The organism is Bacillus sp. TH50 (assembly GCF_016650565.1).
In the GTDB taxonomy this organism is placed as follows: domain Bacteria; phylum Bacillota; class Bacilli; order Bacillales; family Bacillaceae_G; genus Bacillus_A; species Bacillus_A mycoides.
The window spans coordinates 2,567,203-2,593,314 of record NZ_JAEKFM010000003.1; the positions used below are offsets into that span (position 1 = coordinate 2,567,203).

Genomic DNA, 26,112 nt, shown 5'->3' on the forward strand with positions numbered 1-26,112 from the left:
TTACATCCCTAAGAGCTTTTTTAACATTTCATTTTCCGCTTCTAATCGTCTGATCTTAGCTTCAGGATCTTCGGGTCTAACCCTTGGTCTACCTAAACCTGGTCCTTTCGCTTTACCGCGTTTTTCTTCTAGTCCTTTGATTCCTTCAGCTTCAAAGTGTTTCACCCAACGACTTACAACCGAGTGATGAATACCTAATTCTTTCGCAATGGTTTTATAGCTCATGCCTTCTATTAAGTATAAATCTATAGCTTGTTTCTTAAATTCTACATCGTAAGTGACTCTAATTTTTCCCATGAAAAAATCCCCTCCATAGTAAACAGGTTAATGTGCTTTCTTTTTCCTGTCTACTATAAGGGGATCATATCAACTTACAGGGCGCCTTTTTATATCTAATGACTAATACTAGCAGTTGGGTATAATGTTGTTCCTCCAATTGAAACTTTTATTTCATTTGTTAATGGAACATTTTGTTCATTAATAATTGTTCTCCACCATTCCCATGCAAGACCAGTACATTCTCTTGCTACGATTTTTATATTTTTTGAATTTGGTGGAAGAGGGATAACTGTAGAGTAATGAGCCGTTTTGTCTTTGCCGCTACCATCCCATGTTTTATGTGTTAGTACTTCTTTACCATTTTGATCAAATGTGAATTCATCCCAAGATACATCAAATTGCGCAACGTAAGCACCGTAATGATCCAGTGTCATTTTAGCACTTGAATATTCTGTAGTTGTCGTCTCGATATAATCTGTATTGTTATGAACAGCAGCAGTTGCATTATCTTTTAAGAAAGTGCTTGTATATGAAATTGGATATGCTGGATTTTTAAGACTTAATTCAGCATTATCTTTAATGATATTTCGGATTTCATTGAAATCTTTAGTAACAACCTTGTTATGCTCTTTCGCATCTCCGCCTAATACTACAGCAGTAAAGGTACTTTCTTCAAAAATATCTTTATACTGTCCACTCGTTTCGACGCTGTTATTCTTAAGTAAGGCTTTAAAAGCAGCTTGTACATCTTTACTCTTAGATGTTGTTTCTAATTTTACATAAACAGTTCTACCATAAGCTACATTTGAAACCATAACAGGTGGAGCCGAATTACTTACACCTTTACGAGTTAACTCACCAAAAGTAACACTATTATCAAAAAGATCGGATGGATTGTTAGGTAGTTCAGCACTTACGGTATAAAATATTTGCTTATATGCCGCTACCATCACTTTCTTCTCTCCATTTGCAACCGCATTAAAATCGATATTTAGACTGTTATCGAGATATTTAGCGTTAACGTTAAGGGCACTTGCGATTTGTGATTTACTATAAACCATAGATTCTGTATACTGCATTCTTGCAGGTAACGTATGTGTTTTAGAATACTTTTCATTCCAAGTAGATACTAAATCATCTACTGCTCCAGCCACATTACCATATGTCGGATTTTGGACAGTAATTGTATTTTCTTTTCTCATGCCAGGTAAGTCTATACTAATATTTAAAGGCTTTCTCTTAGCCACTAATAAACTCGGTTGATTGTCTGCAAAAGCTTTATTTGCAAGTTGTACCGCTCCTGGATACGTACGATTCACCACAGAATCAATAATCGAAATATCGACTGGTGAAGTTGTAAGTGATTTTTTCTCGCGTTCCACTACTACAAATTTACCATTTGAATTGATACTTTCTTTCGGAACAAAACTCTCTACCTTATCACCATTTACAGCTAAAACCTCTTGATTATTATATTTAAGATTTGCTATACCAGTATCGATGCCACTAGCATTTTTGGTTACATCAGTTGCATTACCTACTTGTGTTTCTGCGAAGGAAATAGATGAATAATTAATAGTGCATAGACTAACTAATAAACACGCAAGGAACTTTCTTCTTTTAGTGTTTTTCTTAATATTCAGAAAAATCACCCCGTTCTTTTTTTAGTAAGATATGATAATGATTGATAAATGATAGCTAACTAATAAACCTACATAAATGCTTTCAAAAGTTCTTGAATTAACGGGATTACGCCACCTACAAATTTCAAAACTGCCATTGCGATTTCCATATTATTTCCTCCTTTTTTATTGCTACGAAAATGTGATTTATCTTTATGCCCTCATTATAGTGACCCCTTACACTTTTATCAATACACTCTTATATGCAATATTACATACAAAAAAACAAGCTGAATTCTTATAAAAAGTTATACAGAGATAAATTTTTCGTTTGGTAAATACTTGAAAACACAAAGCGTTCCTTTGCATTTCATGAGTAATTTACAAGTTTATTGTTGGAAGCATCGCAGGACCGGAAGTAATGAAATACATTCAGGACTGTTACGAGCAGCCAGAAATATTAAGAGTTATCATGGGCAACCGCATTAAAAAAAGCTGCTGCCTATAAAATACAGACAGCAACTTCAACTAGAGTAGCTGGCATGATTTACGCAAGCTACAGTATTTTTTTGACATACTCATTTTTACACTTTGTAACTAATAAACAGCAATTGGCCCATAAGGACCATTGATAATTTCTATTTTTGTTTCAAAAATATCTGTCAAAATTGTTGGGTCCATAACCTCTTCTACTGTTCCAAAAGCAGCAATTTGTCCATCTTTCATAGCACAAATTTTATCAGAGTATTTAGCTGCAAAATTTATGTCATGCATAACAGTCAAAATTGTTCTTCCAAATTCATTAGCCGCGCGTCTTAAATGCTCCATCATTTGAACAGAACGAGCAACATCAAGGTTGTTCAGAGGCTCATCCAAAAGTACATACTCAGTCTCTTGGCACAATACCATCGCTACATATGCCCTTTGTCTTTGACCACCAGAAAGCTCATCTAAATATCTATTCTCTAAACTAGTTAAATCTAGGAAATCAATATATTTAGAAATGATAACTTCATCTTCTTTAGTCAATCTTCCCTTTGAATAAGGAAAGCGCCCAAATCCAACTAGTTGTCTAATCGTAAGCCTCGTTACAAAATGATTTTCTTGTCGCAATATAGTCAAAATTTTCGCTAAGTCTTTTGATTTGGATTCAGAAACATCCATATTCGCTACCTGAATTTGACCTTCATCCATATCTAAAAGTCTTCCAATCATCAAAAGTGTCGTAGACTTTCCAGCGCCATTTGGTCCAATTAAAGAAGTAAAGCCCGCTTTTGGTATTTCAATATCCAAAGGTCCTATTTTTACCTTATTAGTATAGAACTTTTTAACATTATCAATTTTTATCATAAAGCCCTCTTCCTTAAAACTATAGTTAAGAATACTATTCCACCAAATAATTCAATAATAACTGAAACTACACCTTGAGCATGGAATACATGATACATTAAAAAGTATGCACTCGTCATTATCAAAAATCCTATAGCAAAAGCCATTGGGAAAATATATCTATGATCATAAGTTGACGCCGCTTGATAACTCAAAGTTGCTACTAAAAATCCGTAGAAAGTAAGTGGTCCAATCAGAGCTGTTGAAATGGACATCAAAATAGCAACTAATACAAGCGTATAAATTACACTAGGTTGATATTTAACTCCAAAAGAAGTAGAAACATCCTTTCCTAGTGATAAAATATTCAACTTCTTAGAATGAGTAAAAATTAATACTGCTACAATTATGATCATAGGAATTACAATAGGAAAATATGCAGGATCTGCATGGTTAACAGAACCAAATAATTTCGCTTGTAAAATATCAAACTCTGAAGGCGCAAGTAGCTTTCTCATGAAAGTTGACACAGAATTTAGTCCGGTACCAATAATAATTCCAACTAAAAGCATAAGTTGTAAATTCCCGTATTTACCGGAAAGTAACCATCCATAAAGTATCAAACTCATGAAGACCATAACAACAACTTGGAATAAAAACGATCCAATTCCATTAAAGTTTATTAATGCACTAGCACCAAAGAAGAATATTGTACTCGTATGTATTGCTGAATAAAGTGATTCGAAACCTAGAAGCGAAGGAGTAATAATCTTATTGTTCGTAATAGATTGGAAAGCAACTGTCGACAAGCTATGGCAAACAGCAGCAATAATCATCGCAACAATAGCTACTATCCTTCTCTTAACAACTGGGATAAAAGAAGGTGAATCTATCGGCACTGGATTGTTATAAACTAAAAGTCCATATGAAGAAAGGAGGCCTAAAGCGATCAATGTTATCAGTACAATCCAATAACGTCTTGCTTCCTTCTTAGAACGAAAAGCGCTAGCTGATCTACTTTCATTATGAAGGCTAGAATCGATTTCGACATTTTCTTTATTTCTATAGTCTAATGTGATCATCGTAGCCTCCTTGGTTTTCTTTTTCTCAATAAAATAGTAATAAACACGACTGCTCCCACTGTTGCAAGTATTAAAGAAACAGGTACTTCAAAAGGCTTTATAATTGTTCGAGAAATGATGTCACAGGCAGTTATTGTCCCCATTCCAATCACACATACCCAAGGTAAATTACTCCTAAGGTCATCACCTCTAAACATTGAAACAATGTTTGGAACAATTAATCCCAAGAAAGGTAGGTTTCCAATAACAGCTGCAACAATTCCAACTGCAACAGAGATAAGGCCAGTCCCAAAAAGAACAATTCTATTGTAATTAACTCCAAGGCTTGTTGCGACATCTTCTCCTAGTCCAGCTAGAGTCAATCTATTAGCATACATAAAAATAAGCAAAGTAATGATAACAATCAGCCATAAATATTCATATCTTCCCACCTGAACGGTAGCAAATGAACCTACGAACCAAGTTTCAATACTTTGCGTCATTTGAAAAAGGAGTCCCAAAAAAGTAGACACTGCAGAAATAACTGCTCCAAGCATCAATCCAATAATCGGTACAATTAAAGACGAACGAAGTTTAACTCTTCTTAAAAATAGAAAGAAAATCATAGTTCCTATAAAAGAAAAAATGATTGCGCCAGTCATTCTTTGAACTAACGTCGGGGCAGGAAATAATAAATATACAAAAAGCAGGCCTAAGCCTGACCATTCAATAGTCCCCGTTGTAGTAGGTTCAACAAAACGATTTTGTGTAATTAATTGCATTACGAGCCCTGCCATCGCCATTGCAGCTCCAGTAAGCATTAATGCAACTGTTCTCGGAACACGAGTTATGAAAAACATCTCCATTCCGTCCTCTTGTCCACGTATATCATAAACCCCAGTAAACAGTGATATAATCCCCAACATTATAACAACTATAATCGCTATTATAAAAGGTTTTGTCCATATTTTATTGTGATTATAAAACTGGGGTTGAGAATTATTCTCAACCCTAGAAATTATATTTTTTGACACTGCTTCGTACTCCTTTACACTACTTAGCTAAAGTTTTTGCAATATTTCCAAACAACTCTATATAAGTCTCAATTGATTCATTTGTGTAAGTATCTGCTGGTGCATAAATAACTTGTTTTTTAGAAACAGCAGTTGTATTTTGAAGAGCTGGTGATTTAGAAATAACATCCTGAGCAGGAGCTGACTTAGCAGCATCAGATGTTGCAGCATCACGATCTAATACGAAAAGCCAATCAGGATTTGTTTGTGCAATAGCTTCAACAGAAACATCATCACCTTTATGACCTGCAGTAGAATTAGACACTTCTAGTGCTGGAGTCCAACCGAAAATTTCATACATTGGTCCCCAAACGCGACCAGAGTGAGGCGCAGCAAAACCAATATTCCCACCAGTAACGATAACACTCATAACTTTATCTTTTCCGTTATAAGCAGATTTTGCATCTTCAATAGATTTATCAAAATCAGCTACTAATTTTTTAGCCTCTTTATCTTTATCAAAGATTTTCCCTAAAGAAATTGTAGAATCTTTAAGTCCTTTTACTAAGTTTTCTCCAGGCTTAGTAGCTTTCTCAGAAACATCAACATTAAGATCAATAACAGCTGCATTTGGCACTAATTTTTTGATTTCTTCGTAATGGCCAGCAAATCTTTGACCAACGATTACAAGGTCAGGGTTTGCAGCTGCTATAATTTCAAGATTTGGTTCGCGGTGATTCCCAATATTTTTAACTGAATCATCTTTTTTATATGCTGAATCTGCAGGCATTACATCCTTTGGAGCAGCCGCTAATTTAATTCCCCAATCAGCTAAAGTTTCAAAAGTTCTATTATCTAAAGCAACTACATTTTTTGGATTTACAGGGACTTTAACAGTTCCATGTGCATCAGTGATTTCAACCGTTTTTGGTTTATCACTACTATCACCTTTATTAGCTTTCGAAGTTTCCTTACTTGAATCTGAGCAAGCTACTAACATTAAAGTGAAAATTGCTAGAATACTTACTAATTTTAAAAGCATAGTTTTTTTCATACGTATACTCCTTATAATGTAATTTAGTTTGAAAATGATAACGTCCATAGATTAAATTAGATAGTAACTTTTATGCATCTAAACTGCTATTGATAATCATTTTCATTTGAACATCCTGTTAATAAGTATAGTCATTAATTATGTGAAAATCTTGTGAATGGTGTGAGTTAATAAAATTAAACATACATTAGATACAGTCTCATCTAATGCGCACCAGAGTCATCTCCCACACGTACTAATCAATAGATTGGGCACCTTATAAACCATGATTTCTACTGCAAAAAAATGCCCATGAATAGCTAATTTTTCATAATCCATTGCCTGGTAGCAATCTTCTTTTTATAGTTTCCGTCTTTTAATATTTCACAGAAACTATTTGATTATCAGGTTTAATAGAAAAAACTGTACTTTACCTATTAATTTATTTTTATCATTCAATCATTGAATAGCCCCTGCCATGTATCGTTTGAATATATCTATCTCTCTTCTCGCACTTTAACTTTTTTCTTACATACCCAATATATAAATCCACTACATTGGGATTGACTACTACGTTATATCCCCAAACCTGGTTCAAAAGCATTTCACGGCTCAATATTGTATTTTTATTCTTGATTAAAAATACAAGTAAATCGTACTCGCGCTTAGTAAGCGTGAGATTTTTACCACCTTTTTTCACAATATTGCTAGATGCATCAACAAAGAGATCTTTAAACTGAAAAAAGTTTGTCTCATTTTGCTGGATACAGTCACTTCTCCTTAAAATAGCTTGAACCCTCGCTACTAATTCTTCTTTCACAAACGGTTTTCTAATATAATCATCTGCTCCTGCTTGTAGCCCTGCTATGCAATCCTTGCTAGAAATATTGTCGGTCACAATAATTATCGGTGTCGTTTTAACAAGTCGTATTTGTCTACAAATTTCTGGCCCCGATATACTTAACGAATCCCAATCCAATATGATAATATCCCAATCTTGTTCATATACTATATTTAAACCTTGGTTTTCATTGTGAAGTTTTAAAATGAAATAGCCCTCTTGCGTTAGACCGCTTACGATTTTCTTTGCAAAAGACCGTTCATTCTTAATTACTAACACCTGCTTCACCGATGGTTCACCTCTACTTCAATATAACTTAGTTGGATAAAAAGTTATCCCAAAAAAATAATTTAAGATTTATAAATATTAAATCCCTAAAAAAGCCGTTATAACAGCTTATTAGGAGAACTATATATAATCTTACAATAGATATGGATGAAAACACAAAATATATGAAGATTTAAATACATATTATTTAATCATTAAGAGCAACTATATTATCTAGCTGCTTATTATCAATAACTATTCCCTCAGTTTCTGTTTCAAGGGTACCGTCCTCAACTTAAGCATTTTATAAAACCACAAAACAAAAAGAACCATCCCCCCGCCACTCTGGCAAAGTTATGGTTCATATCATACAAAATAAAAAACCACCAAACAGTTATGTATTGGTGGAGACGGTGGGAGTCGAACCCACTTCTTTTAAATAGGTATATACCAGCGTTTATTGATATTACACTAATTAATGGCTACGTATTTGACTACGTTGAGTGAAAAATAATGCTTGTGGGGCAATCTTTTATACAATATTATAATTCATCCTAGAACTGCTGATTAACATAATCATAGTAATTAGATAAAATTTCCTGGTATCTTTTTTCAATCTGTTCGTCCGTTTGAAAATCCTCCACTTGATTGCTAAAAGACTTAGTCATTATAATTTCTGAGTTGTTATACATATCTTTTTTATCAACTGTATCTTCATGCTTACGTTGTTCTAGCAAAATTAAATTGCCTAAAGAAAACCTTTTATCTAGAGTAGTAGTAGATTGGTCAATAATATGTTCTAGGCTAGATTCGGAAATAAACTTAAAAGAATCGTTGTTATTCCTTTGCCCATTTTCTCTTTGTTGTTTTTCTGATAAAACTGTCAAAATAAGTTTTATTAAGATTTTATGTTTTTTCTCTGTTTTAGTCATATCTTTATACTTTATTTTATGATCATAAGCTAACTCATTTGCACCTAATATAATTTGTTTAGAAGGTATCTTATTTGATAAGTCCTTAAATAATTCAGTAATTACGCCTGCCATTTGACCTATATTTTTTTACTTCTAAATTCTCGACCATACTTAGAATATATACCCCTAATTTTATTACTTGGCGACGAAGTCATTACAAATAATGATTGGAATAGTAGCACATTATTTAGCACTTTTTTAAATTGTTTAGATGTAATATGGTTGTTGTCTCGTGCAAAAAATAAACCTAACAATAGCGTTCTAACTTGAGTCACATCTAACTCATTTAGGCTTTGTAGCTGTCTTTTAATAATAGGGTGATCATTAACTAAAAAATACCTTTTTTCTCCAAATAATTCATCCTCATCTTGCGGGCTAATTATTGTTTTATAATGTGCTGACTCTTTAACTAGCTCCTTTAAAAACAATTGATAACTCGAGAGCTTAGCAGGATATTTTTTTAGGAATATAGGGAATAAATCCTTTTTTGCAGCCTGTTTATATTTAGAAGAAAAATAATGTGTAAAGAACGTTGATATACTACTCGACTCATTAATCGAAACATTATCCTCAGTCATTTTCCATTGTTTATTTGCCGAACCTGTATTATCATCTAAAAGTTCAAAAATTTCATTTTTTATTAAATCTGGTCCACTTAGTGGCATTCCTCGGAAGTTAAAATTACGATACATGACATTGGCAGATTGTTCATCCTCAGAATAGATGATAATTACAGTCGCATTCAATAATTGAGTTCCTAAAGTATCAAGAAAGTTTAAATAATCATCCGTAGGAATATCTGTAATTTTGTCTAAATCAGCTTTTTTTAATGTAGAATTACTTAATCTCTTTGCTAATTCAATACACGAGAGTTGTTTTTTAAACCAATTATAAGTATCTAAAAGTAATTGTTGCCCTTCATTTTCTGGATTATGTACCGCTCCATGTTTTTTATGCCCATTAATATCTAAAATATTCACAGGTAGAATAGGTGTTAATTTTTCATTAATAACTCGAGCTTCTTTGGAAGACTTACCATGTCGTATTTTATTAACAACAAGTGCATCATCATATTGATGATCATACTCTAAATTTTTTTCTTTTTTTGTTTCTTCAATAATATCCCTTATAGCAGCTAAAAATAATGTCATAGTTGTCAAACGTTGCTGTCCATCTACTACAATCCTTTTCTCTTTATCGCTAGAATAATCGCCTACGACTAAAAAAGTTCCAAAAAAATAATCTTCTAATTTCTCAACACTATTTATAGTTAACATATAAGAACTATTATTATATGTTGCGTTACTAACCTTTAATAAATCCTTCAAAAAATCCTCGAAATTATCTGTTTTCCAAGAGTAATCTCTTTGAAAATTAGGTATTTGATAAATATTACCCGACCCGAAAATGTCTTTTATTTTTTTATCTTCTGGATGGAATTTCATAATATTACATGCTCCTTGCTACTTATTCTAGTAAAAATGCTTGTTCAGATATATACCTTATTCATATTCATACAATATTGATTTACCTAAATAGCAGATATAAATTACAATAAGTTCAACTTTATCATACATTTTAATCATAACAGAAAATATAAAGTTCAAGGTATTAAATTCTTCAAAACCTCGGTGAATACTGTACCGATTTCAAATTAAGCTTCTCATTCAAATTGCCCTCTATTTTATAAAATTTGCCGCCGCTCTTAGTAATGTTATATTTTTATACTATAATAAAATGATAGAAATCAGAATGTTCTTCAGAACATTTAATGAATAAAAAGGTTAAATATCTTATCATATACTTAGCATATAAAAAAGGAGTCCTTTCTCATGGCCTTACATAAATTCACAAGAAAAGAATTAAATATAATTTTAAGCAATGCTGTTGGTAAAACGCTTGGAGAATGTGATGTTAACAATGTCTTTGCAAAGACTATAAATTCACCTAAAATCACCGGCATAGCTGGAGATGTTGTAGAGCAATCCATCTTAGGTTATCCACCTGATACAGATAAACAACCCGATTTAATTGTAGACGGCATTGAAACAGAATTAAAAACAACAGGCATTCGTAGACCTAAGAAGAATAGTAGAACAAACAAAACATCTAATATCATTTATGAAGCAAAAGAGCCTATGTCAATTACAGCTGTTTCACCTGAACTAATCACAGATGAAGAATTCGAAACCTCTAGCTTCTGGCATAAATTAGAGCATCTATTATTGGTGTATTACCACTACGACTCTCCAGAGACTGTACCAGCTGCTGAATATGCTAAATTCTTCATCGAAGGCTACCATTTCCACGATTTTTCAGATGAAGATAAAGAAATTCTAAAAAATGATTGGCTCATTGTACGTGATTTTATTCAGCATTTAAAAGATACATACGAGGATCCTACAGCAGAATATCCTCGAATTTCTTCTGAACTACGAAAAAGTTTGATGCTCATCGATACAGCACCTAAATGGCCTAACCGACCCCGTTTCCGTTTAAAACGTTCGACCGTATCCACTCTAGTGCAGAACCATTTTGGAGCTAAACTTGAAAAGCTAGATAATACATACCTAACCTTTAAAGAACTTGATGGTAAATTACATAATCTTACTCAAAAATATAAAAATAAAACGGTTAGAGAGCTCATGAAAGAATTCGACATTCTACCAACTAAAAGCGGATCTGTAACAAAATCTATCTCTGAACAAATTATTGTAAAAATGTTCGGTGGAACAGTGAAAAAACTAAGTAAAATTGAGTTGTTTAGTAAGATTGGAATTGTTCCAAAATCCATTGTACAAACAACTGAAGGTCTCCGTACAGAAGATATGAAATTTTGCCAAATTGACTTTGAAGAATGGACTGATAAAAAAGTACAATTTGATAAATCATTTGTCTATAACTACTTCCATGAAAAACAATTTTTATTTATTGTTTTCGAAGAGCCAGCTCTGAAATCTCCATTATTAGATAATAAATTTCTTGGATTTAAGCGGCTTTCTATAGATGATGCAATTATCGAAAATGCAATTAAACCTGTCTGGGAACAAATTCGATATTTAATTAATAATAACAAGCTGAAAGAAACAATTGATTTAGATAAAAACAATAAACCCATTATCAACAAACGTTCGAATACTATTAAAAAATCGATTAATTTCCCTAAATCAACAGATAATACATTTTTTATTCGAGGAACAGGCGGTGACGCATCAAAAAAACCAATTGTCATTAATGGTATCAACATGTATTATCAACAACTATGGCTTCGTGGAGATGTTGTTGTTTCTATGCTTAAAAATATCGATTTTATCTAAGTAACTTTTGAAACTTATCAATTCACAATATAATATGATAAAATTAGTAATTATTTGAGCAGCTTTAAATCACTAAAAAAATTGTTGATCTTTTTATCCCAATTTTATATAATGAAGACAACGAGAGAGGGATAATAATATATGAATAAAAACTTAAACGTAGTCGAACTTTTCGCTGGTGTTGGTGGGTTTCGTGTAGGTCTTGAAAAAGCCGATAAGAATCTTTTTGATACTGTTTGGGCCAATCAATGGGAGCCATCAAAAAAAGCTCAAGATGCTTTTGACTGCTATAATTCACACTTTCCATCGAGCTTAAATTGTAATGATGATATTGGGAAAGTATCGAATAAAACATTTGAAGATATGAACATCGATTTGCTTGTTGGTGGCTTTCCTTGCCAAGATTATTCGGTGGCACGTTCTTTATCAAAAGAACAAGGGATTGAAGGCAAAAAAGGGGTCCTTTTTTGGGAGATTAAACGTATTGTAGAAGTGTCGCATCCAAAATACATCTTACTTGAAAATGTAGATCGTCTTTTAAAATCACCATCTAAACAACGTGGTCGTGACTTCTCAATAATGCTTGCTACTTTTCGTGATTTAGGCTATATCGTTGAATGGCGGGTAATCAATGCAGCGGAATACGGTACAGCTCAGCGTCGCCGTCGCATTTTCATTTTTGCTTATGATAAATCACTAGCTTTTGCAGAACGCCAATTAGAGAAAACAACTTCTGAAATTTTATTAAAAGATGGCTTTTTCGCCTCTACTTTCCCTGTGAAAGAAGAAATATACAAGAATCGTGATGAAAAATTCGAATTGCCAAAAGATATTATCGAAATCTCCGATGAATTTTCATTTAACTATCATCCAGCCGGCATCATGATTGAGGGAGAAATCCACACAATTCATACAGAGGCATTGAATCCACAGGCAATTCCCTTAAAAGCTATTTTGCAGGATGAATCTGAGGTCGATGAAAAATTTTATTTATCTGAAGCGGCTATTGAAAAATTCGCTTACTTGCGCGGTCCTAAAAAAATTGAACGTACATCTAAAGACGGTCATAAGTACACTTTTTCTGAAGGTGGTATGTCCCCTGTTGATTCACTTGACCTTCCAGGACGAACGATGCTGACCAGTGAAGGCACAACAAACCGTAGCTCACATATCATTGAAATCAACGGGCGCAAGCGTTTCCTAACACCAATAGAATGTGAACGATTAAATGGCTTTCCAGACAATTGGACAGCAACGATGGGTGACCGCATGCGCTACTTCTGCATGGGGAATGCACTTGTCACACACCTAATCGAAAAAATGGGTAAAACAATTAAAGAAATCGATGCTCAAGAAACACACGATATTGCACAAATTTCATTGAATATATAAGAAAACGACTTGGATTATTCCAAGTCGTTTTTCTATTTCCGAAGCCCCTTCATTTCAATCTCCAATCCAATTCGGAAATTAAAAATATCTTCAGCTGTAATGCTAGCAAAATCAATGCTGTACTCTGTTTCAACATTGCGCACAAATAGCAGCTTGCCAGCCAGGTCCAACGTGATGCCATCAGGCGTTTTCACAGTCCAAATCGGCAGGCCGCTCTTATAAAAGCCAGTGTCATCAACTAGAATCGAAATATCGTCGCTGTAATCGGCAATATCATACGACTGCGTATTTAATATGCGACAAATTTCGTCGTGTTGCACTTGGTTATTTTCATTATTGATAAGCACCGTACCTACGTCGTACTGCATCTTCTGCTCTGAAAAGTCTATGTAATATAGCTTAATCTTTTCCATTTTTCCACCTCCGTAATGCTGCTTTATATATTAGCACATTATGAATAGCATTCTGTATCATCGCATCCTCTCTGTTTTCAAATATATATTATTAATCTGAATCAGATAATAATTTAAGGAGTTGTATAACTATGACCACTAATTCATCAGCCAAGCGTGTAAACATAGTTCAAATCAAATTAGTACGCGAAAAAAGCATCCTTTATAGTGGACGTCAAATTCGTTCCGCAAAGGATGCTTTTAATTTATTTAGGGATTTCTTAGGAGATGTTGATCGTGAGCATTTTATCGTCCTATGTCTCGATACAAAGAATCAACCTACGTTAATTCAAACCGTTCACATCGGTAGTTTAAATTCAAGTATTGTACATCCAAGAGAAGTTTTAAAATCTGCTTTATTAAGTAATGCTGCCTCCATTATCGTCGCACATAATCATCCTTCTGATAATTCTTCACCGAGTCCAGAAGATATTCAAGTTACTAAACGTTTAGAAAACGCTTGCGATATTCTAGGAATGAATCTACTTGATCATCTAATTATATGCACTGATAACTACAGCTCCATAAAGGAACAAGGGTACATCAACTAATCATAAAGGAGGTGATTAAATGAAAAAAGTTATTATTTCTGTTGTGATAACTATCTTAGAAGAACTATTAAAGAAAAAGAAATAACTCTGTAGCTAGGGTTCTTGTGCCCTAGCTATTTTCTTGCTTTTTATATTCATAAATTGTTGAATACACGGTGTGATAACCATAAAAAAATGATTTTTCTTTTTTTGTTCCGTTTGATTTTAATGCTTTTAATTTTTCAGGGTTAATTTTATTAATGAATTTTTCATAGAACTCTATTTTGACTAATTTACTATAAACATAGTAATCATCTTCAATTTCTTTTGGCAATTCAAAACCTTTTTCCACTTTTTTATTTTTAAGAATACAAGATTTTAATTTTTGAGAAATTAATTTTAAAAATCGCTTAAAATCTTCAAATTTTTCATCATCTATTTCATCTAGATGAATAAATCCCTTTCTTAAATCATTATTTAATATCTTACATTGAGTTCCATTTAAAAACTTTCCACTACGAGAATAATATAACCAACTTATATTTTTAATATAATCAAATTTCTTTGACTTACCCATTTTTTCATCATATGACTTATATAAAGGAGCTAATTTATCTTTTTCTAATATTTGTTTCGTGAATAACTCTACATTATATAGGTGCGTCATATTATTAAAATAAATAAGATTTAAAGACTTATTAAAATCCGCTATGCCCTCTGCATTTAAAATAGAATAAAAGTCTTCAACCTTAGATCTCATTTTTAAAAGTAAGTCTTTTGATTTTTTTGTAGGATATTCATCAATAAATCTCAATGCCAAATTAAGCTTATTTAATGGTTGTTTATGAACATTTAATATCCTATTATCTATTGGCATAAAAAGATAAGTGTATGTATATAACGGTAATAAAACTTTAGGAATCTTCCAATCAAAATTTAGTTCCTCTGATATTTTATCTTCTATATCTTTAGCTTGAGTATAATCCAACATCTGTAGCATGTTATATAGCTTATTTAATCCATCTTTACCTATCCAAAAAAATTCTTGTTCAAGTTGTTCATTGACATTTTCTGTATCTTCTAGATACCTAAATATATTGTTATACACTTCCATTAATAACATGGCATGCGCATCTTTAGCAATTGCCTTAATAAATTTTTTATATTCTTGATCGTCTATTGTTTCAGTATTATTTATCATATCCGACAAGAAATTTTTTACAGATTCATTTCTTTGTAAAGTTAAATGATATCCCTTATCTTTTTCTTGCCATAAATAATTGTCATCAAAAAAAATCTCTTCTATCTCATATTCCTCAGAAAAATTATATTTCTTGTTTGGTAAAGAAACATCTATCCGTCCTATATTATTCTTTTCATTAAAATAATCATCAATTTTATTTAAAACTTTTTCAGAAATTAAGTCTGCTATCATCTCCATATGTTCATCTTTAATTTCTTCTATCTTCATTAAGACTATTCCCCCTGTTCATGATGTTCAACCTTTTTCATAAATTTGAAAATAAGAAAAAAGGAAGGATTAGGATAATTATAGTGTTTAACGTAATATTTGTGAATAAGCTAGATTATGTTGAACAAGCTGAACGCATCTACATAGCATAAATTACAAACTTTTTCAATGCACCTCTACTTTGATAATCTTTCGAACTTAAATCATGCCGATGTTTTTTATAAACCTCGAAGTCTTTATGATTTACTTAGCTACTCAAGCTAATTAAATTTTAAGGAGTGTTTAATAATGAACATTGAAAAAATGATTAATGACTGTTTAGACAAAAGCTTAGATCCAAAATCCGGAGTAAAGGCTATTAAAATGGAAGCGAATAATGCAGTAGCAAATGGAGTTAGTAAAACTCCTATTAATACTCATATGGCACTTTTATATTATAAAGGCTCCGATAAAACAATTTTTGCAGGACATATTCTAAATGAGCCTTTAAATGAATCAAGTGAAGATAATCCAATTATAATTACAGACTGTAGAAAAAAGATAAAATCAAAGTTTTGATAGTAAACAACTCAGAGTTTATCAAATTAAAGCGTAAAGCTGAGTTCAATCCAGAGGATTTGTTCATTTTATATTGGGAATATGGCCCTCATTCTTTTTTAACAATAGGCTTTAAAAACCTTACAGATAATGATTTCACATTAAATTCTATTTTCGGAAATGATGAATCTACTCAACAAAGTAATCGATTTTTAGTTCAAAATCTTTTATCACATAATGAAAGAAATTCATTTATAAACTTACTTTCAAAACATTTTACAAATCAAATTGGAGAAAACCATGAAGAAAATTAATTCTAAAACAAAAACAGGCTTTAATTATCATTCCTTAGATACTAATAAACCATCTGACACAAAAATTAAATTTCCTAAAAGAGAATCATTTAAGAACTATTTAATAACTGATTCTGATATAGAAAATAGCAAGATTTTTAGTAATAGTAATCCTCTTGAGAAATCTAATAATGAAAATATACATACAAAAATTCCTAAACAGCCATCCATTTCTAATTATGATTTAGCTCAAATTTTATTAGAAGAAAATACATTTTTGAAGATAGATGGAACTTTATATCACTGGAATCATCAAAAGGGGTATTACATCGGAATGTCTAACGAATACTCAGAAATGTTCGTTAGACAAAATATACCTTTAAAATTTAGAGGGAAAGTTAATAGTAATAGCATTAGAGAGATTATTCAGTGGATCAAGTCATCTAATGATTTAGAAGCAAAGGCTGAATTAATTCAGAAAAAAACCATTTAATAGCTTTCAAGAATTGTATATTAGACTCATCAACAATGAAAACTATGGTTCATAATCCAAACTACTACTTTACTTCTAAAATCAATGCTAATTATTCCATTGAAGCACAATATCCTGGAAAACATTTTGAAAAATTCATGCAAAATGTAACCTTACAAAATGAGGATTTGTATTATCGCATCCAAGAGTTATTTGGTTACGTCATTTCTGAAATTCGAAGCGTAAAGTGTATTCCCTTTTTTTTAGGTCCTAAAGATACTGGAAAATCTATATTACTTAGAATACTTGAATATCTAGTAGGCTCCGATTCTGTTACAAATCTCAGTTTCGATCAATTAAATAAACCAGACTATTTAGTAAAACTATTAGGAAAGAGATTAAATACTTGTGGTGAAACATCCGAAATCTCTCTTAACAGATTAGACATTCTAAAAAAATTATCAGGTGGTGACACCATTACTGTTCGTGGAATATTTGAACAACCTATAAATTTTATTAATAGTGCCGCTCTTTTATTTGCAGGGAATCATTTACCTAAAATTAAAGGTGCAGATTCCCACAATGCTTTTAGTGAACGCTTAGTAATTATTCCTATTACTAACATTATACCAAAAGAAAAACAAGATATTCATTTATTCGAAAAAATGGTAAAGGAAATAGATTATATTGCTAAGTGGGCGGTTGAAGGTTTTATTCGATGGAAGGCAAACAATTTTAAATTTACAACCTGCAATGAAGTTTTAGATATCGAGAACCAATATCTTTATGAAATTGATTCTGTAAATAGTTTTATTGAAACTTGTTGCAAATTTGATTCTAAATCTAAGATCCACAATAACGAACTCATAAAAGCTTATCATCTATACTGTGAACACCATGATTTAGTTCCAAAAAGCGATAAGCAATTCCATAACTTCTTGAAGAATATTAATGGTTTAAATTACTCTCGATTTAGATTGCACAATGAAAATAAATTTGGTTACAAAGGAATTACCTTAAAAGAAGAAGGAGAAATGTCTAATGAATACTAAAGATAATGCAACTTTTATTTCTAAAATTGAAACTGTAATTCTTAAAACACTAAAAAAGCATTTTACTTCACCTTCACAAGAATGGATGAGCATTTCAGAAGCTGCGAAATATATAGGAGTCTCCTATAACACTTTCGTGAAATTTAGACACCAAGGATTAAAGATATGTGAAATTGATGGTATTAAACGAGTTTCAAAAAAAGAAATTGACGATTTTTTAAATAAATTCAGCTTTTAAAATTCATGAGAGGATTTCTCTTAAATTAAAATATATATTATTATTAAGATGAGTAATCCTCTCCTTTTATACCTTGTCCCCACAAGTATCATAGGAGGAAAAATTATGGCTAAAAAAATCAACTCAATCATCAAAGCATATAATTTAAAAAACGGTGAAAAGCGATATCAATTTCAAATCTATATCGGAATCGATCCATTAACAGGTAAACAGCAAAGAACTACTAGACGTGGATTTAAAACAAAAAAAGAAGCAGAATTAGATTTGGCTCGAATTAAACTTGAAATTTCTAAAGGTACCTTTAGAAAAATACAAGCCGAGACTTTTGAAGAAATATTTAATTTATGGATTCAGCACTATGAGAAAACGGTTGAACAAAGCACTTTTACTAAAACAAGTACAATCTTTAAAAAACATATTATCCCTCTTCTTGGCGAATATAAAATCGAAAAAATCAGTGTAGAAATATGTCAACAATGTGTGAATAAATGGTCTACTAAACTTAAAAAGTTTAGAGTTGTTAAATCCTATGCATCTAAAGTTTTTGATTTTGCTATGAAACGTGATTATATCTTAAGCAATCCATTTACACTTGTAGAGATACCTAGAATTAAGAAAAATTCATTTACAGATCAAGAAACGGAAAAAGAAAATTTTTATACACGTGAAGAATTAATTCATTTCCTCAACTGTTTAGAAAAAGAGGACAATTTTAAAGCTTACACGTTATTCCGATTATTAGCGTTTTCTGGTATGCGTAAGGGTGAAGCCTTAGCTTTAACATGGAACGACATTAACTTCACTAACCAAGAAATTAAAATTAATAAAGCTATTTCTAGAGGTAAAAACAATAAACTCTATATAAAATCTACTAAAACAGGAATAGCTCGCACAATTAAAATGGATAATCAAACTCTTGAAATCCTAAAAAACTGGAAAGAAAGCCAAAAACAAGATTATTTGAGTATAGGATATAATACTCTTCAAAAAGACCAATTAGTTTTTAGTAATGAAAAAAATGAATTTTTACAACCAACAAAAACACGCAAATGGATATTGCAAGCACAGAAAAAATACCATTTAAAACAAATTACAACACATGGTTTGCGTCATACACATTGTTCACTACTGTTTGAAGCAGGAGCTAGTATTAAAGAAGTTCAAGATCGTTTAGGTCACTCAGATATAAAAACTACGATGGATATCTACACACATGTTACACAAAAAGCGAAAGAAGAAGCTATCCAAAAATTTGAAAGCTACCTGCAAATGTGACTACGTTTTTGAATACTTCTAAATGAAATTAATTGAAATTCAATGAAATCGAAAAAAGCCAAAACCCTGAGTAATCAAGAAAATTGCATAAAAAAACCACCAAACAGTTATGTATGGTGGAGACGGTGGGAGTCGAACCCACGTCCAAAAATATCGGCACTTAAGCTTCTACGAGTGTAGTCGATATATTAGCATTTCGCGAACTCTTCAGCCTATCGACAGGCTTCCAAGTTGCTAGTCTGATTGCTCTCTTCCTTCGCCCTCAGACGGCGAACTCCGGCGTAGTCCACTTAGTTTGAGTCCCTTACCCTACCACATGGACGATGGAGGGAGGAACCTTTAGTGCAATTAAGCAGCTAAAGAAAGATTGTTTTGTTTGCCAATTATAGGCTTTGACGTTTTAACGAGGCCGATCCCCTCGACTCGCAACCTAAGCTCGAACTATCCCTGTCGAATCCGTAACGTCCCCATGATAAAAATGGAGCATACGAAGAAATATCGTGATAGCTACTAAGAGCTGTTTTTCAATGTGCAACAATCTTACATAAGTTATTATATCATACGCGCGCCGTTTTACAAATGTAAATATCTGTATTACATCTTTTGACGATCACGGAACACGCGTGCAATTTCACGTTTAGCTTCTTTCTCTTTTAAATCGTGACGCTTATCATATTGCTTCTTACCTTTTGCTAAACCAAGTGCCATTTTCGCAAATCCATTTTTCAAATAGATTCTAACTGGAACTAATGCATATCCTGTTTCTTTTGCGTAACCTGCTAGCTTATCAATTTCTTTTTTATGAAGAAGTAACTTCCTTGTACGTAGCGGATCGTGATTGAAACGATTCCCTTGTTCATATGTATTAATATGCATATTATGAACCCATACTTCACCGTTATGTATACGTGCAAACGCATCTTTCAAGTTCACGCGTCCAGCGCGAATCGACTTAATTTCCGTTCCTTGAAGGACAAGCCCTACTTCGTATGTTTCTTCGATGAAATAATCATGAAATGCCTTTTTATTTTGCGCAATAACCTTACCTGAACCTTTTGGCATATAACGTCCCTCCTCTATTTTTACCATTGTAACAAATGTAAACAAAAAGCGAAAGTGGCTCACTCAGAATCTTTGGACATTGGAGCTCCCGACAAAGAAGCGCTTTTTGCTTCGTCCGAGGGCGCGAAATGGCCAATAGATTCTAGCCACTGTAGCTAAATTCCAACAAAAAGCGAAAGTGGCTCGCTCAGAATGTGAGGTGGATGGAGCTTCTGACCGTGAGGCGCTCTTTGCCTCCTGGGAAGAAGCGAAGCCACCGAACATTCTAGCCACTGTAGCTGGATTCCAACAAAAAGCGAAAGCGGCTCGCTCAGAATCTTTGGACATTGGAACTCCTGACAGAGAAGCGCTTTTTGCTTCGTCCGAGGGAGTGAAATGGCCAACAGATTCTAGCCACTGTAGCTGGATTAATAAAAAGCGAAAGTGGCTCGCTCAGAATGTAAGGCGAAGCCACTCTTTTCTTACTTGCGCTTTTTCTTTTTCTTCTTGAATCCTGGTACATTTTCAAAGAATCCTTTTTTCTTCTTACCATTACTATTACTATTACCATCTTTTTTCCCTGGCTGACTAGCGGATGTGGATGCAGATGCTGATGCTTTTCCTTTTCCTTGTCCACCACGATCAAACTTTCTTCCTGTGCCGCGTTCACCACCGCGCTCATTACTACGTTCGCTACGTCCACCGCGTTTCTTTCTGCCTGTTCTTGGCTGTTCAATCACAACTGGACGATCTTTGAACTTACGACGAGGTGTGCCTTTCATGCCAACGATTTCAAAGTCGATTGCACGCTCGTCTTTATTTACGTTAATAACACGAATTGTAATTTCGTCACCGATGCGGAATACGTTACCTGTACGTTCTCCGATCATCGCAAAATGTTTTTCGTCATAACGGTAGTAATCATCTGTTAAATAGCTAACGTGTACAAGACCTTCAATTGTATTTGGAAGCTCTACGAATAAACCGAAGTTTGTTACAGAGCTAATCATACCGTCATACTCTTCACCGATCTTATCGACCATATACTCTGCTTTTTTCATTTCGTCTGTTTCACGCTCTGCTTCAACAGCACGGCGTTCCATATTAGAAGAGTGCTCTGCAATCTCAGGTAAATTTTCACGCCATTTCGCTTGCGTTTCGTTGTCTACTTTACCATTAATGATGTATTCACGAATCAATCTATGAACAATCGTATCTGGGTAACGACGAATTGGCGATGTGAAATGCGTGTAGAACTCAGTTGATAAACCAAAATGTCCTAAGCTGTTCGAGTCGTAACGTGCTTGCTTCATAGAACGAAGCATAACTGTTGAAATGACTATTTCTTCCGGCTGACCTTGAACCATTTCAAGAATTTGCTGCAATGCACGAGGGTGTATTTCATTCGCACGTCCCTTTACTGCATATCCGAAGTTTGTTACAAACTCGAAGAAACGCTCAAGCTTATCTTCTTTCGGATCTTCATGGACACGGTACATAAACGGTACGTTCATCCAGTGGAAATGCTCCGCTACTGTTTCGTTCGCAACAAGCATAAACTCTTCAATTACCTTCTCTGATACAGAACGATCACGCATTACAACATCAGTCGGTTTTCCTTCTTCATCTACTAGTACTTTCGCTTCTTTAAAGTCAAAGTCAATCGCACCACGGCGCATACGTTTTTCACGTAAAATTTGTGCTAACTGCCCCATTTCTTTAAACATTGGCACTAGCGGCTCGTAACGTTCAATTAGCGCTTCGTCTTCATCTTCTAAAATGCTTCTTACGTCAGCATACGTCATACGCTCTGTCGTTTTAATTACACTTTGGAAAATCTCGTGTTTTACAACATCACCTAGATTGTTGATTTCCATTTCACAAGATAGTGTCAGACGGTCTACTTTCGGATTTAATGAACAAATACCGTTTGATAAACGATGCGGAATCATCGGAATTACACGGTCTACAAGATATACACTCGTTGCTCTCTCTGCTGCTTCAACATCAATTGGAGAACCTTCTTGAACGTAATGACTTACATCCGCAATATGAACGCCAAGCTTATAGTTACCGTTCTCAAGCTTCGTTACTGTAACAGCGTCATCTAAGTCTTTCGCATCCGCACCATCAATTGTAACAATCATTTGATCACGTAAATCACGACGATCTTTTATATCTTCTTCTGAAATCGTTTCTGGTACACTGTTTGCATGCTCCATCACTTCTTCAGGGAATGCTAAAGGTAAATGATGTTTATGAATGACAGATAAAATATCTACTCCTGGGTCATTTTTATGACCTAGAATTTGAATAACTTCACCTTCTGCACTTAAACGGTTCTCTGGGTAACCCGTAATTTTCACAACTACTTTATGACCTTCTACAGCGCCCATAGATGCACTTTTCAAGATAAAAATATCACTTGTCCAGCGTTTATTATCAGGTATAACAAATCCAAAGTTCTTTGACTCTGTATATGTACCAACTAATTCCTTCGTTCCACGCTCTAAAATACGAACAATCGCGCCTTCTTGGCGTGATCCACTTGATTGTGCGCTAACACGTGCTAATACTGTATCACCATGAAGTGCACCATTTAATTCTGTCGGCGGGATGAAAAGATCATCATCTCCTGTTTTCTTCTCTTCTGGAACGACGAACGCAAAACCACGTGCGTGCCCAATTAATTTACCGCGTACTAAATTCATTTTTTCTGGAAGACCGTAGCGGTTACTACGTGTGCGGATAACAAGCCCCTTCTCTTCCATCATTACAAGTGCCTTTACGAAATCTTTAAAGCCCTCAGAGCCTTCGATTCCAAATGCCGATTCTAATTCTTGTATCGTTAACGGTTTATACGCTTCTTCCCTCATAAATAATAACAACTTATCAATATGTTCTTGCATGATTTCTTCCAAGCAGAAATACCTCCTTTAAACCCTTATATTATTTAGTGTATCCGAAAGATGGGGGATGTATAAAGTGAAACTTTAATCATCTCCCAATGATTTTTTACAGCTTTCATAAAGTGTAACTTTAACCAGTGGTTTTTTGTCCGTTCCCACTGATTATTAGCCCACAAATAGCGGGATAAAAATTCCCTTATGAAAAAAAGAGGCAACTAGACCTTACCAATCTAGTTGCTCCAAGAAGTTATATACATCCTCATGTAGCACATCACGTTCTTTATCAAGTGTAATGACATGCGTAGAGTCTTCATACCATTTAATGTCTTTTAACGTAGATTCTACACCGTTATAAATAATGTTAGCACTATCTGTATTAATCATCTCATCATGACGTGCTTGTACAACGAATGTTGGAGCATAAATCATATCAACATTATTGCGTACGTCACGAATCAACTCCTGTAATGCTTTTAATGTATTCATTGGTGTCTGTTTAAATTCAAACATTTCCTGCTCAATTCGTTCTGGTGATTTTTGCTCACGCTTTTTATATTCGCGGGCATATGCCAATATACCTTGGTACATAATTTCTTCACTTTTAATGTACATCGGTGCACACATTGGTACAACACCTAAAATCGGTAATGTATAAGCAAGTTTTAATGAGAATACTCCGCCTAATGATAATCCAACCGCAGCTATTTTCTCGTAACCTTGATCTTTTAAATGCTGGTAGGCATTCATTACATCTTTCCACCAGTCTTCAGGGCCTGTATGAACAAGCTCTTCTGGTGGTACGCCGTGTCCTTTATAAATTGGTGCATGACAAGTATAGCCTTTCTTCTCTAAGAAACGCCCTAGCATGCGTACGTCAGCTGAGTTCCCTGTGAATCCATGTAATAATAAAACAGCGCGGTCTCCACCTTCAAATGTAAATGGTTTCGGAGATGCTAATTTCATCATGTACTTCTCCTCTTTCTCTTCTGTAATCTAGTCGTATTCTTTCTATTCTTAGTGTACCATATTTATAATTCTATAATCTAATTAGAAACTTTTTTTGAATAACAAATCAAAAAAAGAAGAACCATTAGCATAATCCGCTAACGCTTCTTCTTTTAATTTTATAAATTTAAGTACGTAACACCAATTGTTAGTACGAAGAATAGTACAGCTAAGACAACTGTAACACGGTTTAATACCGCTTCAATTCCACGTGCTTTTTGCTTACCAAACAATTGCTCTGCACCACCTGAAATAGCGCCTGAAAGGCCTGAGCTATTACTAGACTGCATAAGTACCATAACAATCATTAAAATCGATACAATAATAAGTAAAACTGATAATAACGTATGCACTTGGCGTACCTCCTACAAAGATTCAGTTATTTTAAATGTAGCATAAATCCTATAGAAAAGCGAGAGCTATAGAATCGCTCTCACTTTTCTTCTATTACATGAACATCATTGCGAATAACGGTCCAAGCAAACATGTCAAAATTGCTGTTAATGTCATTGTTACCGATCCAATAACACCTTCATGCTCATTATTTTTCATCGCTCTCATAACACCCATAATATGAGACGCACATCCAAAGCCAATCCCTTTACCAACTGAGTTTGTAACACGGCTCCATTTTAATAAAATTGGTCCTGAAATCGTTCCAGTAATCCCTGCGATAACGACGAATGCTGCTGTTAAGGACGGGACACCACCAACTTGTTCAGATACACTCATCGCAACTGGCATTGTCACTGATTTTGGTAAAGAAGATAAAATTAAGCTTTTATCTGTTCCCATAAGTGTGGCGATAGCAAAATCACTTGCAATAGCAACTGTTGTACCTACTAATACACCACCAGCAATTGGTACAACATATTTTTGCAGAACATGACGTTGTTTATAAAGCGGGATTGCAAATGCTACAACACCTGGTCCTAGTAGCTTCGCAATCCAGCCACCACCACTTTCCATATAATTTTGATATGGTATATCAAGCATTATAAATAAGAAAGCCATTAATCCTGTTGCAACAAGCATTGGAATGGTAAATGGTGTTGGAAATAATTTGTAGATTTTTTTAGATAATTGATATAATAGCACCGTAAAAAGAACCCAACCGATTCCGATTAATATTTGGCTCATTGTGTCTCTTTTTCCTTTCTATTCGCAAGATATTGTCCTGTATGTCCTGCGACAATAATAATTAAAAACGTACTCGCTACAACTGTAATGAAAAGGGAAATTCCTTTACTCATAAAAAAAGCACCGTAATTCATTAAGCCAAGCGTTGGCGGAATTAATAAAAACGGCATGATAGCAACGAGTGTTTCTGCTCCTAAATCAAACCATTTCACTGGAAGTACTTTTAGGCTAAGCAAAACAAGTAGGAGGAACATCCCAATCAAACTTCCTGGAATCGGAAGATTCAACATTTCTTGCACCCAATTTCCAACCATATAAAATACATAAAGAGCAGCAATTTGGACAAGAATCTTTGTAAGTTTCATGTTCATCATCCCTCATGTTTATACGATCTTCTGTTAATATCCTTATCATAGTATAAATTGTAAAAACCTGCAATTTATCAAATCGACAACGAAAACTCACTATATTATACGCTTACACCCTTGATATGACTGCGTTTCCTAATGTAATTTACGTCAAAAACCTTGACCTAATATATAAAGTTTATATTTTCTGAATTTTGATGG

The 26,112-nt window shown here is 33.6% G+C and carries 27 protein-coding genes and 1 other RNA gene; 10 read left to right on the plus strand and 18 right to left on the minus strand.

Annotated elements, in window-relative coordinates; translation table 11 throughout:
• From JFU23_RS13475 to JFU23_RS13515, 9 genes are all read right to left on the minus strand, one after another.
• Positions 1 to 297 carry a transposase gene (locus JFU23_RS13475; protein WP_201031948.1) on the minus strand — a complete coding sequence of 99 codons (297 nt, stop codon included), beginning with the start codon at positions 295 to 297 and terminating at the stop codon, positions 1 to 3.
• A gap of 95 nt (positions 298 to 392) precedes the next feature.
• Positions 393 to 1,931, minus strand: a complete 1,539-nt coding sequence (gene alo / locus JFU23_RS13480; RefSeq protein ID WP_201032073.1) for an anthrolysin O/cereolysin O family cholesterol-dependent cytolysin Alo — start codon at positions 1,929 to 1,931, stop codon at positions 393 to 395.
• Between the two features lie 567 nt (positions 1,932 to 2,498).
• The gene (locus JFU23_RS13485; protein ID WP_201032074.1) at positions 2,499 to 3,251 is read right to left on the minus strand and encodes an iron ABC transporter ATP-binding protein; all 753 of its coding nucleotides are present in this window, start codon (positions 3,249 to 3,251) and stop codon (positions 2,499 to 2,501) included.
• Positions 3,248 to 4,312, minus strand: a complete 1,065-nt coding sequence (locus JFU23_RS13490) for an iron chelate uptake ABC transporter family permease subunit (RefSeq protein ID WP_085312766.1) — start codon at positions 4,310 to 4,312, stop codon at positions 3,248 to 3,250. Before JFU23_RS13490 ends, JFU23_RS13485 begins: the two co-directional genes overlap by 4 nt.
• The gene (locus JFU23_RS13495; protein WP_085312767.1) at positions 4,309 to 5,325 is read right to left on the minus strand and encodes an ABC transporter permease; all 1,017 of its coding nucleotides are present in this window, start codon (positions 5,323 to 5,325) and stop codon (positions 4,309 to 4,311) included. Before JFU23_RS13495 ends, JFU23_RS13490 begins: the two co-directional genes overlap by 4 nt.
• A 19-nt stretch (positions 5,326 to 5,344) precedes the next feature.
• On the minus strand, positions 5,345 to 6,358 hold the full coding sequence (locus tag JFU23_RS13500) for a siderophore ABC transporter substrate-binding protein (RefSeq protein WP_201032075.1): 1,014 nt from the start codon (positions 6,356 to 6,358) through the stop codon (positions 5,345 to 5,347).
• 430 nt (positions 6,359 to 6,788) lie between these two features.
• Complete coding sequence (locus JFU23_RS13505; RefSeq protein ID WP_002034688.1) at positions 6,789 to 7,466, minus strand: response regulator transcription factor; 678 nt, start codon at positions 7,464 to 7,466, stop codon at positions 6,789 to 6,791.
• Between the two features lie 533 nt (positions 7,467 to 7,999).
• The gene (locus tag JFU23_RS13510; RefSeq protein ID WP_201032076.1) at positions 8,000 to 8,491 is read right to left on the minus strand and encodes an HNH endonuclease family protein; all 492 of its coding nucleotides are present in this window, start codon (positions 8,489 to 8,491) and stop codon (positions 8,000 to 8,002) included.
• Between the two features lie 5 nt (positions 8,492 to 8,496).
• Positions 8,497 to 9,864, minus strand: a complete 1,368-nt coding sequence (locus tag JFU23_RS13515; protein ID WP_201032077.1) for a DUF262 domain-containing protein — start codon at positions 9,862 to 9,864, stop codon at positions 8,497 to 8,499.
• Positions 9,865 to 10,251: 387 nt separating this feature from the next.
• On the opposite strand from JFU23_RS13515, the gene JFU23_RS13520 reads away from it, so the two are divergent.
• Together JFU23_RS13520 and dcm are read left to right on the plus strand one after the other, a co-directional pair.
• Entirely contained in the window at positions 10,252 to 11,736 is a 1,485-nt protein-coding gene (locus JFU23_RS13520) for a MutH/Sau3AI family endonuclease (RefSeq protein WP_201032078.1), read from the plus strand.
• Between the two features lie 141 nt (positions 11,737 to 11,877).
• Positions 11,878 to 13,128 carry a DNA (cytosine-5-)-methyltransferase gene (gene dcm / locus JFU23_RS13525; protein WP_201032079.1) on the plus strand — a complete coding sequence of 417 codons (1,251 nt, stop codon included), beginning with the start codon at positions 11,878 to 11,880 and terminating at the stop codon, positions 13,126 to 13,128.
• 32 nt (positions 13,129 to 13,160) lie between these two features.
• Here dcm and JFU23_RS13530 read toward each other — a convergent pair whose 3' ends face one another.
• Entirely contained in the window at positions 13,161 to 13,541 is a 381-nt protein-coding gene (locus JFU23_RS13530; protein WP_201032080.1) for a hypothetical protein, read from the minus strand.
• A gap of 131 nt (positions 13,542 to 13,672) precedes the next feature.
• Here JFU23_RS13530 and JFU23_RS13535 point away from each other — a divergent pair, with 131 nt between their 5' ends.
• Positions 13,673 to 14,131, plus strand: a complete 459-nt coding sequence (locus tag JFU23_RS13535; RefSeq protein WP_201032081.1) for a JAB domain-containing protein — start codon at positions 13,673 to 13,675, stop codon at positions 14,129 to 14,131.
• A gap of 109 nt (positions 14,132 to 14,240) precedes the next feature.
• Here JFU23_RS13535 and JFU23_RS13540 read toward each other — a convergent pair whose 3' ends face one another.
• The gene (locus JFU23_RS13540; protein ID WP_201032082.1) at positions 14,241 to 15,581 is read right to left on the minus strand and encodes a hypothetical protein; all 1,341 of its coding nucleotides are present in this window, start codon (positions 15,579 to 15,581) and stop codon (positions 14,241 to 14,243) included.
• Between the two features lie 288 nt (positions 15,582 to 15,869).
• Here JFU23_RS13540 and JFU23_RS13545 point away from each other — a divergent pair, with 288 nt between their 5' ends.
• The 6 genes from JFU23_RS13545 (at position 15,870) to JFU23_RS13570 (ending at position 19,448) form a co-directional block, all read left to right on the plus strand.
• Positions 15,870 to 16,139 carry a hypothetical protein gene (locus JFU23_RS13545; RefSeq protein ID WP_201032083.1) on the plus strand — a complete coding sequence of 90 codons (270 nt, stop codon included), beginning with the start codon at positions 15,870 to 15,872 and terminating at the stop codon, positions 16,137 to 16,139.
• Positions 16,136 to 16,432 (plus strand): hypothetical protein, encoded by a 297-nt coding sequence (locus tag JFU23_RS13550; RefSeq protein WP_201032084.1) that lies wholly within the window; start codon positions 16,136 to 16,138, stop codon positions 16,430 to 16,432. The genes JFU23_RS13545 and JFU23_RS13550 overlap by 4 nt, the downstream gene beginning before the upstream one ends.
• Positions 16,419 to 16,904: a hypothetical protein gene (locus JFU23_RS13555; RefSeq protein WP_201032085.1), complete on the plus strand. Its 486-nt coding sequence runs from the start codon at positions 16,419 to 16,421 to the stop codon at positions 16,902 to 16,904. The genes JFU23_RS13550 and JFU23_RS13555 overlap by 14 nt, the downstream gene beginning before the upstream one ends.
• Before the next feature lie 35 nt (positions 16,905 to 16,939).
• On the plus strand, positions 16,940 to 17,935 hold the full coding sequence (locus JFU23_RS13560; RefSeq protein WP_242483501.1) for a DNA primase family protein: 996 nt from the start codon (positions 16,940 to 16,942) through the stop codon (positions 17,933 to 17,935).
• On the plus strand, positions 17,925 to 18,173 hold the full coding sequence (locus tag JFU23_RS13565) for a helix-turn-helix domain-containing protein (RefSeq protein WP_201032086.1): 249 nt from the start codon (positions 17,925 to 17,927) through the stop codon (positions 18,171 to 18,173). The genes JFU23_RS13560 and JFU23_RS13565 overlap by 11 nt, the downstream gene beginning before the upstream one ends.
• Before the next feature lie 105 nt (positions 18,174 to 18,278).
• Positions 18,279 to 19,448 (plus strand): site-specific integrase, encoded by a 1,170-nt coding sequence (locus JFU23_RS13570; protein WP_201032087.1) that lies wholly within the window; start codon positions 18,279 to 18,281, stop codon positions 19,446 to 19,448.
• A 114-nt stretch (positions 19,449 to 19,562) separates the two neighbouring features.
• On the opposite strand, the gene ssrA is transcribed toward JFU23_RS13570, so the two are convergent.
• Positions 19,563 to 19,917, minus strand: a transfer-messenger RNA (tmRNA) gene (gene ssrA, locus JFU23_RS13575).
• 125 nt (positions 19,918 to 20,042) lie between these two features.
• Positions 20,043 to 20,510, minus strand: coding sequence for an SsrA-binding protein (smpB, locus tag JFU23_RS13580; protein ID WP_085312769.1), 468 nt, complete (start codon positions 20,508 to 20,510; stop codon positions 20,043 to 20,045).
• A 178-nt stretch (positions 20,511 to 20,688) separates the two neighbouring features.
• Between smpB and JFU23_RS13585 the strand changes: the two genes are divergently transcribed.
• Positions 20,689 to 21,000, plus strand: coding sequence for a hypothetical protein (locus tag JFU23_RS13585; RefSeq protein WP_207200012.1), 312 nt, complete (start codon positions 20,689 to 20,691; stop codon positions 20,998 to 21,000).
• Here the strand turns inward: JFU23_RS13585 and rnr are convergent.
• The 5 genes from rnr to JFU23_RS13610 form a co-directional block, all read right to left on the minus strand.
• Complete coding sequence (rnr, locus tag JFU23_RS13590; RefSeq protein WP_374191752.1) at positions 20,972 to 23,398, minus strand: ribonuclease R; 2,427 nt, start codon at positions 23,396 to 23,398, stop codon at positions 20,972 to 20,974. The genes JFU23_RS13585 and rnr overlap by 29 nt on opposite strands.
• Before the next feature lie 222 nt (positions 23,399 to 23,620).
• Positions 23,621 to 24,361 carry an alpha/beta hydrolase gene (locus JFU23_RS13595; protein ID WP_162836430.1) on the minus strand — a complete coding sequence of 247 codons (741 nt, stop codon included), beginning with the start codon at positions 24,359 to 24,361 and terminating at the stop codon, positions 23,621 to 23,623.
• A 161-nt stretch (positions 24,362 to 24,522) separates the two neighbouring features.
• Positions 24,523 to 24,756 carry a preprotein translocase subunit SecG gene (gene secG / locus JFU23_RS13600; protein ID WP_002016062.1) on the minus strand — a complete coding sequence of 78 codons (234 nt, stop codon included), beginning with the start codon at positions 24,754 to 24,756 and terminating at the stop codon, positions 24,523 to 24,525.
• Between the two features lie 94 nt (positions 24,757 to 24,850).
• A complete protein-coding gene (locus JFU23_RS13605; RefSeq protein WP_002129877.1) occupies positions 24,851 to 25,543 on the minus strand; it encodes an LrgB family protein in 693 nt (230 codons plus the stop codon).
• Positions 25,540 to 25,917 carry a CidA/LrgA family holin-like protein gene (locus JFU23_RS13610; RefSeq protein WP_002016064.1) on the minus strand — a complete coding sequence of 126 codons (378 nt, stop codon included), beginning with the start codon at positions 25,915 to 25,917 and terminating at the stop codon, positions 25,540 to 25,542. Before JFU23_RS13610 ends, JFU23_RS13605 begins: the two co-directional genes overlap by 4 nt.
• Positions 25,918 to 26,112 lie beyond the last annotated feature (195 nt).